This is a genomic window from Streptomyces canus, assembly GCF_030816965.1.
GTDB lineage: Bacteria > Actinomycetota > Actinomycetes > Streptomycetales > Streptomycetaceae > Streptomyces > Streptomyces canus_E.
The window spans coordinates 10,372,943-10,387,791 of sequence record NZ_JAUSYQ010000002.1 but is presented as its reverse complement, the minus strand read 5'-3'; the positions used below and the strand labels follow the sequence as shown (position 1 = coordinate 10,387,791).

Below are 14,849 nucleotides of genomic sequence, written 5' to 3'. Positions count from 1 at the left end.
TCTGTGCGGTGTGCAACGCTCGCATGTCCATTGATCACGCAGCGCGTATGATCTGAGACACCTGCATACTGTCATGTATGTGGAGTATCTCGGCTTGTCACCCATGTGCAAACCTGGCCTTCACATGTATCGCTCGACATGGTCGGCCAGTTGCGCCAGGTTGTTGTGGCGGGTGGACGGTCAGCGACTTTTGCAGGGTCTCCATGGTGCGCGGGAGGTCGGCACGCATCGAGCGGGGCCGGGTCCTAGCGGTGGAGCAGCCGCACCCAGTTGGCGGGTACCCGTCCTGCCGGTCCTGGGGCGGGCTGGTTGTCGGGGTGGCTGGTGGGCGGGGCGAGGACGGGTCCGGAGTCTCGCACGTCGTTCTCGGCATAGTCCCAGAACCAGTCCTCGCCAGGTTCGAAGCTCTGGACAATTGGGTGTCCTGTCGCTTTGTAGTGAGCGGTGGCATGCTGGCCCTGTGAGCTGTCGCAGCAGCCGACGTGCCCGCACAACGCGCAGCGTCTGAGGTGGAACCACCAACCATTCGTCGCTAGGCACTCGACACAGCCGGTGCCACTCGGCGCAGCGGTGGGATCGATTGCGGTGTTGCTGGTCATGCTGGCTCCTGGGTCGGGTCCGGTTGAGCAACGGTGATCGGAAGTAGTACCTGGAAGCGCGTGTCGCCGGGACTGGACTCAACGTGAAGGCTTCCATGGTGCTTGTTGGCGACGATGCGCCAGGTGATGTCCAGGCCGAGACCGGTGCCTTCGCCCACTGGTTTGGTGGTGAAGAACGGGTCGAAGATCCGGTCGCGGATCTCGGCGTCAATACCAGTGCCGGTGTCCTGGATTTCCACCAACAGCTGGTCGTTGGCCCGCGCAGTCCGCACGGTGAGGGTGCCGTCTCGGCCGGTGCTGTTCATGGCGGCGACTGCGTTGTCGATCAGATTGGTCCACACCTGGTTGAGCTCAGCGGGGTAGGCGGGGACCCTCGGGAGCGATTTGTCGTACTGCTTGACGACCCTGATCCGGGATCCGATCTTGCCGGTCAGCATCAGAAGGGTGCTGTCGAGCAGTTCGTGGACGTCGGTCATGCGGAAGGGAGCTCGGTCCAGCTGGGAGTACTGCTTGGCGGCGTCGACGAGGTGCGAGATGCGAGCGGTGGAGTCCGTGATCTCGTCCATGAGCAGTTCGGTCTCGACGGCGGAGTGGAGCCAGCCGATCGCCGCCGGCAGGGTTTGTTTGTCCACCATCGTTGCGACGCGGTCCAGCCATTCATTGTCCAGGCCGGCCTGAACGAAGGTGGGCGCCATCTGCCAGCTCTGCTCGATGTCGTGGTCCTCCAGCCACTTGGTGAGGGCGTCCTCCCAGTCGGCTGCTTGCAGCGGACTGAGTGACGGCGTTGTGTCTGTCCGTTCGGCGGCCTGCTCCTGCAAGCGGATCAGTTCCGCGAGCGCCTCTCGAGTGAACGGACCTTCGGTGACCACGGCGAGTTTGTGACGCGTGTTGGCCAAACGTTCACGCAGCGTGGCGGTGGCCCGGGCGGCCGCCGCGGCCGGATTGTTCAGTTCGTGGGTGAGGCCTGCTGACAGCGATCCCAACGCCAGCAGCCGTTCTCGTTGTCCGATGGCCTGCTGCGTGTTTTTCACCCCGAAGAACAGGCCCTCCAACAGGTGGACGGCCATGGGGAACCATTCCTGGATGACGCCCGCGAACGTGTGGGCCGGCAGCACGAAGAACCGCGTCGGCTCGGTGATACGCAGGGTGTTGTTGTAGACCTGTGGCGTCCGGTCCCCGAGGTAGGCCTGCATGGCGCCCGCATACACACCGGGGCGGCTGGTGCGGTTGACTTCTATGTCGTCTCCGCCGACTCTGCGAGAGAGGACGACGGTGCCCTCGAGCAGTACGTAGAAGCACGTTGCGGGCTGCCCCTCGGTGTAGACGAGGCCCGGCTCGAACAGCTCCACCCGGCCTTCGGCGCAGAGCCGTCCCAGTTGCTGGGGCGTCAGCTTCTCGAACAGGAACAGTTGCCAGATCTCATGGACGCTGCACGGCATGGGCCGCCTGCTCATGACTGCTCCAGGTAGCGGTGGACGAGCATGACGGCCATGGCTCCCTCGCCGACGGCAGAGGCGACGCGTTTGGCGGATTCTGCGCGTGCGTCGCCCGCGACGAAGACGCCGGGAATGCTGGTTTCCAGGTGATACGGCGGCCGGTCCAGCTCCCAGTTGGCGGGGGGCCGTCCGTCAGGGGTGAGGTCGGGCCCGGCCAGGATGAAGCCGCGCTTGTCCCGCAGCACGGTGTCGTTGAGCCAGTCGGTGCGCGGGGCGGCGCCGATGAAGACGAACAGCCATTGAGCGTCGACGAGTTCGCTGTGACCGGTCTGCGTGTCACGCAAGGTGAGCTGCTGCAGGTGGCCGGAGCCGTGTGCGGCCTCGACGAGCGTGCCGCAGCGGACTTGGATGTTGGGGGTTTGCTCGATCTGCTGGATCAAATAGTGCGACATCGATGCTGTCAAGGACGATCCACGCACCAGCAGTGTCACCGACTTGGCGTTGCGTTGTAGGTACATTGCTGCCTGGCCTGCGGAGTTGGCGCCGCCAACGATGTACACGTCGTGGCCTTCGCAGGAGGCTGCCTCGGTCAGCGCCGAGCCGTAAAAGACGCCGCGGCCGGTCAATTCGTCCGCGCCCCGGGCGGGAAGCTGTCGGTAGGACACGCCTGTCGCGAGGATGACGCTGTGGGCGGCGATCGCTGAGCCGTCGGAGAAGCGCACGATGCGCGCCGCGCCGTTGGCCTCGAGTCCTGTCACCTCGCGGGCGGTAAGGATCTCGGCACCGAACTTGGCCGCCTGCCTGCGTGCACGGTCGGTGAGCTGGCCGCCGGAGACACCGTCGGGAAAGCCCAGGTAGTTTTCGATCCGTGAGCTCTGCCCGGCCTGCCCGCCGGTCGCCGAGCGCTCCACCAGCACTGTCCGCAGCCCTTCGGAGGCTCCGTAGACGGCCGCGCCCAGGCCGGCCGGGCCGCCTCCGATGACAATCAGGTCGTAGAAGTCGGTGGCCGGGGTGGTTGCCAGGCCCACCCGGGCGGCGAGGTCGCGGGTGTCCGGCTCGACCAGCGGCGTGCCGTCCGGGGTAATCACGACGGGCAGTCGTTGCCCGTCCTGGTCCGCGGCGGACAGCAGCCGCTGCCCCTCGGGTTCATCGGCCGAGTACCAGCGGTAGGGCACCTGATTGCGGGCCAGGAATTCGCGCGTTTCGGAGGATTGGGCCGACCAGCGGTGTCCGATCAGTTTGATGCTGGGTGCCGACCTGTGGTCGCCTTTGTGCCATGCTTGGAGCAGGTCGTCCAGGACCGGGTAGAGCTTTTCTTCCGGTGGATCCCAGGGCTTGAGCAGGTAGTGGTCGAGGTCGACGACGTTGATCGCATCGATCGCCGCGTTGGTGTCCGCGTATGCGGTCAGCAGGACGCGCCGCGCAGTCGGGTATATGTCCATGGCCTGTTCGAGGAATTCGATGCCGTTCATCTGCGGCATGCGGTGGTCGGCCATGAGTACAGCCACTAGGTCGCCGCGGAGCTTCAGTTCGCGCAGTGCCTGCAGTGCGGATTCGCCGGACTCCGCGCGCACGATCCGGTAGGAAGCGCCGTAGCGCCGCCGCAGGTCCCGGGCGACAGCACGGGAGACTCCCGGGTCATCGTCCACGGTCATGATGACGGTCCGTGGCGTCTCGGTGGCCTGTGTCATTTTCCCCCCATACTGTCGGGCATATAGAGCGTTCATGGAGCTGTGGTATCGGCGTGAATCACCTTGATGATGCGGTCGGTGATTTCCATAAGCAGAACTATTTGACGGGGAGAAAGATGGTCGAAAAATAGCCTGCGAATTTCCTCGGTGTGGCGAGGAGCGGCTACAGTGATAGCCGATCGACCTTTGTCGGTGGCAGCGATAATGGCCCCTCGCCTGTCGGCAGCGTACTCCTTCCTGACGACGAGCCCTCGCTTCGCCATGCGGCCGAGCTGGTGCGAAAGCCGACTTTTTTCCCATCCCAGGTTGCCGACCAGATCGGATATTCGAATCCATCCCTCAGGATCTTGAGTTAACTCCGTCAGCACAGCGCAATCAGCTTCGGACAGTCCGAACTCATTTTGGATGGGACGATTCGTGCGGCTGACCAGCAGTTCGTTCATCTGCAGCAGCCCGCGCCATGCCTGCGTTTGAGTGTCTGATAGCTGAGGAGATTTTTCATCCATATGTCCACCATCCGAGACGGCGGATCCCAACGGTCCCGCTATCTGAAGATATTCAAGAGTGTTCCGCACAGCGTCCACTGTGGTCGCAGAAAGGCTGATTGGCGGACAGGCCGCATCCGCACAGCATGGCCCTCGTCTCATGGCGGTCACCCGCAGATGTCTCTATCTGCAGGTCACCCCGCACGTAAAGTGTTCCGTCCGAATGGCGCTGTATTCGAGTGGGCCGTGATGGTTCCTCATCACGCTCCCCGGCCAGGCGGTACTGCAGAGCTCCGCTGGGACAACGCCGCACTACTGCGGCTATGTCTTCTGCGGGCTCAGCGCCGACGTCGATCCATGGCCTGCGTGCGACGTCGAATACTGTCGGCAGGCCTTTCACGCACTCAGCCTGGTGCAGGCAGATTCGCGACTCATAGCTGACGGCGATGCCAGCAATCTCGTAGCGTTTGGATCCGGTCCGCCATGTGCGATCTTCAGAATCAGGAGGTGGTGCAGACATCAGTCGTTCACTTTGCTTCTGCTGCTGTAGACGAGTTCCCGGTACTCGGGGTGCCGGGCGATCCAGCCTGCATAGAAGGGGCAGACGGGCAGCACAGCAAGGCCGGCAGTACGTGCCGTGTCCAGTGAGGAGCGGACCAACGCTGCGCCGATGCCCTGGCCTTCGTAGCCCGCGGATACCTCCGTGTGCACGAAGGCGATGAGGTTCTTGGTGCGAATGTACTCAGCAATACCGGCCAGCTCACCGTCGACGAAGGCTTCATACCTGTTCGCCTCTACGTTGTCGATAATCTGTGCAGTATGCGTCTGCGAGTCGCTCATGCTGGTCCTAACCGTTGCTCGTCGGGTATTTTCCGTCGCGCCCGCTGGGGGGTGGTGTCGTGGCGGCCGCCTGGGTGGTGTGTGGTGGCCGCCGTCGGGACGGGTCAGGCGGTGGTGTTGAGGGCTTCGTTGAGGCTGGCGACGGCGAGGAGGACGGCGTGCTTGGCGGCTTCGGTGTCGTGCAGGCCGTTGACCATGACGAAGTCGTGGACGATGCCGCCGAAGCGGGCGTTGGTCGCGGCGACGCCGGCCTGGCGAAGCCGGGCGGCGTAGGCCTCGCCCTCGTCGCGCAGCACGTCGGCCTCGGCGGTGATGATCAGTGCGGAGGGAAGGCCGGCGAGGTCCTCGAGGCTGGCACGCAGGGGTGAGACGGTGATCTGGCCGCGCTCCTCCTCGCTGAGGGTGTACTGGTCCCAGAACCACTTCATGCCCTCGCGGGAGAGGAAGTAGCCCTCGGCGAACTGCTCGTAGGAGTCGGTGTCGAACGCCGCGTCGGTCACCGGGTAGAACAGCACCTGCTTGACGAAGCGCACGTCGCCGCGTTCCTTGGCGAGCAGGGTCAGCGCGGTGGCCATGTTGCCGCCCACCGAGTCGCCCGAGACGGCGATCCGTGTGGCGTCCAGGTTCTTGTCCGCGCCGTTGCTGACCACCCACTGCGCCGCCGCGTAGCTCTGCTCGAGTGCGACCGGGTAGCCGACCTCCGGGGAGCGGTCGTACTCGGGGAAGACGACCGCGGCGTTCGCCCCGATGGCCAGGTCCCGCACGAGCCGGTCGTGGGTGTGGGCGTTGCCGAACACCCAGCCCGCACCGTGCACGTACAGGATGACCGGAAGCGTGGCGCCGGTCGAGCCCGCCGGGCGCACGATGCGCACCTTGACGCTGCCGGTCGGGCCGCCCAGTACCTCCACCCACTCCTCATCGATCTCCGGCTTGAAGATCGGGGCGTCCTGGACCTGGTCGACGGTCTTGCGGCCGTCCTCCGGGGTCATCTGGTAGAGGAACGGGGGCTTTGAGGTCGCGTCCACGAAGGCCTGCGCAGCGGGCTCCAGAGCGATGTTGCGAGGGTTACCGGTCATGACGTACTCCCTGGTCAATGTGGGCTTCAACACCCACAATCCTGGTCCCCCACCCCACCGAAAGCCCCTCAGATCAAGGCGGAAACCCCACGGATTGGGACGCGATTCGCCGAGCTTCCCCTCAGGAGATGCGTCGAAAGGCGAGGCAGAAGCCCTGGCGAGGCAGAAGCCCTGGGGGGGTTACGGCCCCTCCCCTGTGCTGCCTTCAGGTCCAAGCCTTGCGGCGGCCGGTTGCCGGTGGCTCCTTTCACAGCACAAGAGGCGGCAACGGGCGCGAGCGGCGCGTCGCCAGAGAGTTCAAGGGTCCGACACGGTTCGCGTTCTGCCGCCTGAATCCAGGGTTGCTCAGGCGAGCTACGTGGAAGTGCTCCCGCACTGGACGACGTAGCCGTGCAGTGCCGCTGAAGGTGGGTCGCATGGCTCGTTCTGCGGCATCAAGGCAAGATAGGTGTCTTGCGATAGGGGGTCACGCAACAGCGGGATCAAACACTGTTGCGTGTCCTCATATGCCACGCACAGCTATGGAACCGTGTCCAGGCCGTCGAGTTCATCCGGCCCCTTCGCTGCTGCCTCAACGCGCGCAGGGTGCTGCCGGGGCAAGAGAGGTGCGCCCTGCAGCCTGACCACCGGCCTGGATGTCCGGGCCCGTCAGCTCAGGCTCCGTGACAGCGGGGAGAGGCCAGATCAAGCGGTGGTGGATCCGGCCACGACGCCATGAACGTCGCCCTGCACGGCCGCGTTGCACCGACCCGGGAAAGACGTCCTGATCCGTGGGGTTCCTGCCCATTACTGAGGGGCATCGAGCGGATCAAGGTTGCAGTCTGGTCAGGCCAGATGCTGGCGCATCCGAGTCCGCCGCTCGAAAGTACGACGTCGCATTGCAGCGTCCGAGCCACGAACCGGTACACAACCCCAAGACGCATACAGCAGGAGTCGACCATGGGTACGCGAGTTGCAGTGATCTACTACAGCGCCACCGGCAATGTGCACCAACTTGCCCAAGCCGTGGCGGAGGGTGCCAGCAGTCGCAACGCGGACGTCCGTCTGCGTCGCGTACCCGAGCTGGCGCCCGACAGCGCCGTTGACGCCAATCCCGCCTGGCGCGCGCACACGGATGCCACCAAGCACGAGGTGCCCGAAGCGACTTTGGAGGACCTCGAGTGGGCCACGGCGTACGCCTTCGGGACGCCCACCCGGTTCGGGAACGTCGCCTCGCAGCTGAAGCAGTTCATCGACTCGACCGGCGGCCTGTGGCAGGCCGGCGTCTTCCACAACAAGCCGGCAACCAGCTTCACCTCGGCAATGAACCGCCACGGCGGCCAGGAGTCCACGCTCCTCGCCCTGAACAACGTCTTCTACCACTGGGGCTCCATCATCGTGCCCCCCGGGTACACCGACCCTCTCCTGTTTGCGTCGGGCGGCAACCCTTACGGCACCAGCTGGCCCAGTGGTGGCGGCGAGGGTCCTGACCAGGCCACACTCGAAGCGGCCCGCTATCAGGGCCGCCATCTTGCGGACATAGCCGACCGCCTCCGCGGCTGACGCACCGCGCCGCAATGCGCCGACTCCCGAAGCCGTGTGCGCTTCGGGACAAGGTAGGCCGACGGCCCAGCCTCCGTTAGGTATGCAGTCCAGTGGTCGGTCCTGCGGCCGACCGTTTCGCACAAGGGAAGAGTGTCAACCATGGCCAAGATCATCCGTATATACGAGCACGGAGAGCCCTCGGTGCTGAGGGTCGAGGCAGCGGACATCGCAGAGCCCGGGCCCGGGGAGGTGAAGATCAGGCAAGAAGCAATCGGCGTGAACTTCTTCGACACGATGCTGCGTGACGGGCGCGTCAACGGACCTCTCCCCATGGTGCTGGGTTCCGAAGGTTCGGGTGTCGTGGAAGCCGTAGGTGCGGATACAGCGGAATTCCGTGTCGGTGACCGGGTCGCCTACTTCGCATCCATGGGCGCCTACGCGAGCGAGCGGCTGATCGACGCACGCTCCCTCATCGCACTGCCCCAGGACATCAGCAACGAACAGGCTGCGGCATTCCTGGCCAAGGGCCTGACGGCGTGGATGGGGCTGCGAGCTCTCCATGACATCGCTCCCGGTGAAGTAGTGCTCGTGTCAGGCGCGTCCGGCAACGTCGGATCCATCCTGTCCCGCTGGGCAAAGGCGCTCGGCGCGACCGTCATCGGTGTAGCCGGATCGAAGGGCAAGCTTGAGAAGGTGCGGGCCGGCGCCGATCAGGCTCTTTACGCGCAGGATCCGGAAGCTCTCGCCAAGATACGGGCGATTGCTCCAGATGGTGTCGACGTCGTCTTCGACTTTGTGGGGAACGCCATGGCGGAGCTGTCGGCGGCGGCGGTGCGGTCCGGCGGAGAGATCGTCGCCATCGGTGCCGCGTCCGGTCAGTCGCAGCCGGATGCCGCGGAGGTGGCCCGGCGCGGCATCAAGGTGGTGAGCGGGGGCGTTCAGGACCATGTGAACTCGGCTACCGTCGGTGATGCGTCGGGCCAGTTGTTCCAGGCGATGAGGGACGGACTCTTCCACGATCTTGGTATCACTCGCTACGCATTCACCGACGCGGCCCGCGCTCATGAAGACATCGCGGCCAGGCAACTGTCCGGTCTGCCGGTGCTCATCGTCTGAGCGGATTCGACCGCGCATCCGGAACTCTCCAACGCCGGATGAGTTGAGGTTCTCTGCCGCATACGGCGCTGTAGCGCACCAACTAACGCACACGGCGGGTCCTTTGGCCCTCGTTCGATGAAGGAGCAGCATTGATAGGCGAAGGTATGGGAGACGACGTCTACCAGCCGGACGGGGCGGAGGTCCAGGACGACGCCGGAGTCCTGGATGCCTTGGACACCCTGGACTACAGGGCCGGTGACGAAGCGCTCGATGAGGGGTATTCGCCCCCGGAGAGGCCATGGGGCGTCGAACACAGTGGCGTCACGGCGTCGGAGCAGCACCGAGGGGAAACTCTGGACGAGCGCCTCGCGGAGGAAGTACCGGACGTCGGAGTGCCTGCAGGTGATGGCATCGGAGACGCCTGGGACACGGACGGCGAACCTCGCGACGACGAGGTCGGATACGAGCGAGCTGGACGTCTCGTTGCACTCGACGAGGGAACGCGACAGAACACAGAGACCGACCTGCTGGCTTTCGATCAAGGGCTGGACGGTGCCGGCGCGTCGGCAGAGGAGGCCGCCATCCACCTCATACCCGATGCTGAAACCTCCCCCGACTATTGAACTGAGGTTGGCGCGCCGCCTGTTCGGCTCAGAACAGTCAGTTGAAACCGAAATCTGCGGCTGCCAGTAATGAGCATGCGCGATTGAACACAGTCGCCCCTGCGGATGGGTCTACTGATCTGTGGCTGATGCCGCCGTAGGACGACAACGTCGGACGGAAGCATGCTCGTCAGACGTAAGACGGGTCGACATCGACCATTTCCACGTTCTCGTTGCCCGACATCCACATGGGGAGCACGGCGTCGTTCCCGGTGTGGCTCGCAAACGGCTCCCGGTACCGCCCAGCTTCGGCGCCTGCAGTTAGAGCCCAGTCGGCGTCCGGATCTCTAGTTCGGCAGTTGCAACGGTGCCGTTTTCTTGAGATAAGCAGGGCCGCCACAACGGTTGCCACATACGCAATGATGCCCGCTCATACATTGTCTGCGAGGGCAGCGGCCACCGCCGTCTCAGGAGCGCGTAAGAATAGACGGCTGCGAGTTGCGGGCTTACGCCGTGGTGAGCTGCTGAGAAGCCGGACAGCGCACCTCGCGCCGTCCAAGGCGAAATGAGAGACGAGAACGAGCGAACAACGGGATAAAGGTCTCGATGATAGCTCGTTACAGAAAGGTACAGCCTGCTTCATGTCCGCATCGCAACGTACGGCATCCGCAGTAGCGCGCTCGCTGTTCGGCTTCACTCTGCGGCCCTCGCAGGAGCAGGCTGTCCACGCGGTGGTCGAGGGCCAGGACACGCTCGCCGTTCTACCGACCGGCAGCGGCAAGAGTGCGATTTACCAGGTTGCGGGGATGGTGATCGGAGGGCTGACCCTGGTCGTCTCGCCGCTCATAGCGTTGCAGCGGGACCAGGTGCGATCCATCACAGGCCGCCGTTACGCATCACGCCCTGTCAAGGCGGCCTTGCTGAACTCGGCGCAATCTATTCGCGACCGGCGGGAAACCTTGGACCTCCTCGCCAGGGGTGACCTGGATTTCCTCCTCATTGGGCCCGAGCAACTCGCGAACGCTGAAACCGCGGCCGCAGTCCGTACCGGAGCTCGTGCCGTCGGCTTGTTCTGCGTCGACGAGGCGCACCTCGTCAGCGAGTGGGGCCAGGAGTTCCGCCCTGAGTACCTGCGTCTGGTGGACGCGGTGACCAATTTGGGAAGCCCGCCTGTCCTTGCCCTGACCGCGACGGCCTCACCTCCTGTCCAGTCGAACATCACCCGTCGATTGGGCATGCGTACGCCGCATGTGGTGGTGGGCGGTTTCGACCGCCCGAACATCTCGCTGGCTATGCGCTACACCGAGCCGGCCAGTACCGAACCGCGAGCGATCGATGAACGCTGCGTCGAGGTCCTCATGCAGCAGGAGACCCCTGCACTGGTGTACGCGCTGACCCACGCCCGGTGCGAGGCTCTCGCCGCCCGCCTGCGACTCAAAGGTCTGCGAGCGGCTCCGTACCACGGCGGTCTTGCCTCCCGTACCCGAGCCGACGTTCAGGACGCCTTCTTCGCAGGCAGCCTCGACGTTGTAGTCGCTACCAGCGCGTTTGGCCTCGGCGTAGACAAACCTGACATCCGGACCGTGGTGCATGCGGGCGTGCCGGCGAGCATCGACGACTATTACCAAGAAATCGGCAGAGCGGGCCGGGACGGACGACCAGCGACCGCGGTCCTGGTGCATGACGCGCGCACCGTTCGCATTCCACGCAGCCTCGCAGCACGAAATCACCTGGGGGAAGCAACACTTCACCGTGTTGTCGACGCCTTGGAGAACGTGGGCTGTGACATCGCCGTCGCGGACTTGGCCCGGTCCGCCGATATTTCCGCCCACAGCACCGACCGTGTCGTCAACGAGCTGGCGGACATGGGAATCGTCCAGGTGCTCGGCTCTGGTCACCACCGCGTCCTCGTGCCGCAGCGCCGTCCGCATCGCTCCGCCGGACTGATCGGACAACTCCTGACACGGGACATGCGGCGTCAGGCGATAGTGGCGAGCCGTCTTGATGCGGCGCGCCACTATGCGGAAACAACGCGCTGCAGGCGGGCGGAACTGCTCGCGTACTTCGGTGAAACCTACACAGCACCTTGCGGAAACTGTGACAACGACCACGCGCCGGAGAGGACGCCCACGCGCCGTCCAGTCGTCATCGACGGCAGTACTCCCGTACAGCACCGGCTCTGGGGAGAGGGACACCTGCTCAGCCAGGACGACCACGAACTCCTCGTCTACTTCGCCAGCGTCGGCTACAAGCACCTCACCCCGTCGACCCTGGTGTCGGGAATTCTGCAACAGGCTTGACCTGCCGTTGATTTGTGCACCACCGGAGGTGGCCTGGCCGGACGGGTCCCTGATCGGGTGATCGTACGGACTGGCGCTTGCCAGCAGGGCCTCTTGGTAGCTCGGGCGTACGAACCCGACATAGCACCAGGAGGCCCTGTCTGTTGTACTCGCATAACTGAAGTCCCACTCGTTCTTCGGACTGCGCCCCTGCTGCGGGCTCGACATGGCAGAGCTGGTGACCGGTCCACCGGGCGGCGTACCCAGCCCTGCCTGCTGGAGGATCAGACGGCCATGGCCACGGCGTGATGCTCGGTGTGATCCGCTACGGCGTAACCGCCGACAACTGCTCTGCATGCATGCCGCCCGCCGCTTGCAGACGCGGAGCCTGTCGCCGCCTCTATAGCCACGGCTGAGGGCTGACAGTGGTCATGCCGGCCACCCTTACTTGGGGATCCATCGGCCGCCGCAGCGTAGGTTACGCGTCGCCGAACCTGGCACATCCGCTTGGTCTTCCGCGGCTGGCTCCAGTCGCTGCCGGCCCCACCTCGCCTTCTCCCGGACCCTGCACGGGATAGGTGCACGGTCGGCTACCGGCCGCCACACCCGTGGCAGACCGGCCGCCCGGCGGCCGGGTCGGCTCTACGTACCGTGCACGGTCCCCCATGCCTCCTTTCGTGCCCTCGGCTGTGTTCGGAGCTGAGCGATCGCGTCCCAATCCGTGGGGTTTCCGCCTTGATCTGAGGGGCTTTCGGTGGGGTGGGGGACCAGGATTGTGGGTGTTGAAGCCCACATTGACCAGGGAGTACGTCATGACCGGTAACCCTCGCAACATCGCTCTGGAGCCCGCTGCGCAGGCCTTCGTGGACGCGACCTCAAAGCCCCCGTTCCTCTACCAGATGACCCCGGAGGACGGCCGCAAGACCGTCGACCAGGTCCAGGACGCCCCGATCTTCAAGCCGGAGATCGATGAGGAGTGGGTGGAGGTACTGGGCGGCCCGACCGGCAGCGTCAAGGTGCGCATCGTGCGCCCGGCGGGCTCGACCGGCGCCACGCTTCCGGTCATCCTGTACGTGCACGGTGCGGGCTGGGTGTTCGGCAACGCCCACACCCACGACCGGCTCGTGCGGGACCTGGCCATCGGGGCGAACGCCGCGGTCGTCTTCCCCGAGTACGACCGCTCCCCGGAGGTCGGCTACCCGGTCGCACTCGAGCAGAGCTACGCGGCGGCGCAGTGGGTGGTCAGCAACGGCGCGGACAAGAACCTGGACGCCACACGGATCGCCGTCTCGGGCGACTCGGTGGGCGGCAACATGGCCACCGCGCTGACCCTGCTCGCCAAGGAACGCGGCGACGTGCGCTTCGTCAAGCAGGTGCTGTTCTACCCGGTGACCGACGCGGCGTTCGACACCGACTCCTACGAGCAGTTCGCCGAGGGCTACTTCCTCTCCCGCGAGGGCATGAAGTGGTTCTGGGACCAGTACACCCTCAGCGAGGAGGAGCGCGGCCAGATCACCGTCTCACCCCTGCGTGCCAGCCTCGAGGACCTCGCCGGCCTTCCCTCCGCACTGATCATCACCGCCGAGGCCGACGTGCTGCGCGACGAGGGCGAGGCCTACGCCGCCCGGCTTCGCCAGGCCGGCGTCGCCGCGACCAACGCCCGCTTCGGCGGCATCGTCCACGACTTCGTCATGGTCAACGGCCTGCACGACACCGAAGCCGCCAAGCACGCCGTCCTCCTCGCCGTCGCCAGCCTCAACGAAGCCCTCAACACCACCGCCTGACCCGTACCGACGGCGGCCACCACACACCACCCAGGCGGCCGCCACGACACCCCAGCACATCGGCACCGGCTTCGGCGACATCGGTGTGCGAGCGACGTCTCACGAAACCTCGTGCTCGCACCCCGTGCCGGGTTCGATGATCGGCGGGCGGTCCACAGGAAGACGGCCTGTCTGAGGGCACGTAGAGGACCAGCCGAGGGGCGTCTTCAGGGCCGGGCGCAGCCACTCATGGCTTCGCGATACATGCGCAGTTTGGACGATCGCGTATGTATGTCGGACAGTCGACGATGGAGCGTCCACCGGTGCGTCAGTAACTTCGGGTGTTCAACATGCTCACATTTTTTCCAAGGAGTCCCTTGTGAACGCATCACCCCGGGTGACGACTCCCTTCGCCCCTGACTCGAGCGCCCGTGAGGTGATCGACGGTGTCGACCTGGCGGGGCGCCGTGCCGTGGTCACCGGTGGCACCTCTGGCATCGGTGCGGAGACCGTCAGGGCTCTTGCCCTGGCCGGCGCTGAGGTCACCGTGGCCACCCGCCGTCCTGAGACGGCGGGACTGCTTGTCAGCGAGCTGTCCGGTGTCTCGGGCGCCGGGCCCGTGCGCGCCCAGGCGCTGGAGCTGTCTGATCTCTCTTCTGTGCGCAATTTCGCCAAGGAGTGGCAGGGCCCGTTGGACATCCTCGTAGCCAACGCCGGAATCATGGCCCTGCCGCAGCGGGTGACTAGCGCAGAGGGCTGGGAAATGCAGCTGGCCACCAACTACCTGGGGCATTTTGCGCTGGCGAGCGCGCTTTTGCCATCGATGCAGGCATCTGGTTCGGCCCGCATCGTGATCGTGAGCTCGGGAGCGCACCGCGCTTTTCCTCTCGACTTGGCGGACCCGCAGTTCGAGCAACGGCCCTATGACCCGTGGGCGGCTTATGGACAGTCCAAGTCGGCCGACGTTCTCCTTGCCGTCGGTGCGCGCCGCTGGTGGAGCGATGGCATCACGGCCAACGCGGTCAACCCCGGCTACGTGCTGACCAACCTGCAGCGGCATCTCGACGACGACACCATGCGTTCCTTCGGCGTGATGGACGACGACGGCAAGGTGAAGCCGCTGCCCTACTACAAGACCCCTTCGCAGGGAGCTGCAGGGTCGGTGCTGCTTGCCGGCTCTCCCTTGCTGGCCGGCGTGACCGGCCGTTACTTCGAGGACAACCAGGAGGCCGTGCTCGTCTCCGGTGACAAGGGCGAGGCCAGCGGTGTTGCCGCGCATGCCGTCGATCCGGAAGTCGCAGACCGCCTGTGGGACTACGCCACTGACGCCATCTCGCAATAAGGGGCGCGGACTGGCTGCGCCATCGCAGCGCGGGGCTGATTCCGACTAATTCGGCGGCAGTCTTCCCCGGCCAGCGTGGTGATTGTGCAGCTCGTCGCTCGTCTCGTCTGTGAC

Annotated in this window: 13 protein-coding genes; 6 read left to right on the top strand and 7 right to left on the bottom strand. The window is 65.3% G+C overall.

Features of this window, described 5'->3' with window-relative positions:
- Window positions 1-245 precede the first annotated feature (245 nt).
- The 7 genes from QF027_RS48715 to QF027_RS48685 all read right to left on the bottom strand — a co-directional run bounded on the left by QF027_RS48715 (window position 246) and on the right by QF027_RS48685 (window position 6,127).
- Complete coding sequence (locus QF027_RS48715; protein ID WP_306972370.1) at window positions 246-599, bottom strand: UBP-type zinc finger domain-containing protein; 354 nt, start codon at window positions 597-599, stop codon at window positions 246-248.
- Window positions 596-2,053: an ATP-binding protein gene (locus QF027_RS48710; RefSeq protein WP_307082096.1), complete on the bottom strand. Its 1,458-nt coding sequence runs from the start codon at window positions 2,051-2,053 to the stop codon at window positions 596-598. Before QF027_RS48710 ends, QF027_RS48715 begins: the two co-directional genes overlap by 4 nt.
- On the bottom strand, window positions 2,050-3,726 hold the full coding sequence (locus QF027_RS48705) for an FAD-dependent oxidoreductase (protein ID WP_306972372.1): 1,677 nt from the start codon (window positions 3,724-3,726) through the stop codon (window positions 2,050-2,052). Before QF027_RS48705 ends, QF027_RS48710 begins: the two co-directional genes overlap by 4 nt.
- 32 nt (window positions 3,727-3,758) lie before the next feature.
- Window positions 3,759-4,232 (bottom strand): MarR family winged helix-turn-helix transcriptional regulator, encoded by a 474-nt coding sequence (locus QF027_RS48700; protein WP_306972373.1) that lies wholly within the window; start codon window positions 4,230-4,232, stop codon window positions 3,759-3,761.
- A gap of 52 nt (window positions 4,233-4,284) precedes the next feature.
- Entirely contained in the window at window positions 4,285-4,731 is a 447-nt protein-coding gene (locus QF027_RS48695) for a (4Fe-4S)-binding protein (RefSeq protein WP_306972374.1), read from the bottom strand.
- A complete protein-coding gene (locus QF027_RS48690) occupies window positions 4,731-5,051 on the bottom strand; it encodes a GNAT family N-acetyltransferase (RefSeq protein ID WP_306972375.1) in 321 nt (106 codons plus the stop codon). The genes QF027_RS48695 and QF027_RS48690 overlap by 1 nt, the downstream gene beginning before the upstream one ends.
- 104 nt (window positions 5,052-5,155) lie before the next feature.
- Window positions 5,156-6,127 carry an alpha/beta hydrolase gene (locus QF027_RS48685; protein WP_306972381.1) on the bottom strand — a complete coding sequence of 324 codons (972 nt, stop codon included), beginning with the start codon at window positions 6,125-6,127 and terminating at the stop codon, window positions 5,156-5,158.
- 939 nt (window positions 6,128-7,066) lie between these two features.
- On the opposite strand from QF027_RS48685, the gene wrbA reads away from it, so the two are divergent.
- From wrbA to QF027_RS48655, 6 genes are all read left to right on the top strand, one after another.
- Window positions 7,067-7,669, top strand: a complete 603-nt coding sequence (gene wrbA, locus QF027_RS48680) for an NAD(P)H:quinone oxidoreductase (RefSeq protein ID WP_306972377.1) — start codon at window positions 7,067-7,069, stop codon at window positions 7,667-7,669.
- 141 nt (window positions 7,670-7,810) lie between these two features.
- Entirely contained in the window at window positions 7,811-8,767 is a 957-nt protein-coding gene (locus tag QF027_RS48675) for a zinc-binding dehydrogenase (protein WP_306972378.1), read from the top strand.
- 146 nt (window positions 8,768-8,913) lie between these two features.
- Window positions 8,914-9,372, top strand: coding sequence for a DUF5709 domain-containing protein (locus tag QF027_RS48670; protein WP_306972379.1), 459 nt, complete (start codon window positions 8,914-8,916; stop codon window positions 9,370-9,372).
- 620 nt (window positions 9,373-9,992) lie between these two features.
- Window positions 9,993-11,651 (top strand): RecQ family ATP-dependent DNA helicase, encoded by a 1,659-nt coding sequence (locus QF027_RS48665; RefSeq protein WP_307082094.1) that lies wholly within the window; start codon window positions 9,993-9,995, stop codon window positions 11,649-11,651.
- Between the two features lie 791 nt (window positions 11,652-12,442).
- On the top strand, window positions 12,443-13,414 hold the full coding sequence (locus QF027_RS48660; RefSeq protein WP_306972381.1) for an alpha/beta hydrolase: 972 nt from the start codon (window positions 12,443-12,445) through the stop codon (window positions 13,412-13,414).
- A gap of 358 nt (window positions 13,415-13,772) precedes the next feature.
- Window positions 13,773-14,735: an SDR family NAD(P)-dependent oxidoreductase gene (locus tag QF027_RS48655; protein WP_306972382.1), complete on the top strand. Its 963-nt coding sequence runs from the start codon at window positions 13,773-13,775 to the stop codon at window positions 14,733-14,735.
- Window positions 14,736-14,849: the final 114 nt, after the last annotated feature.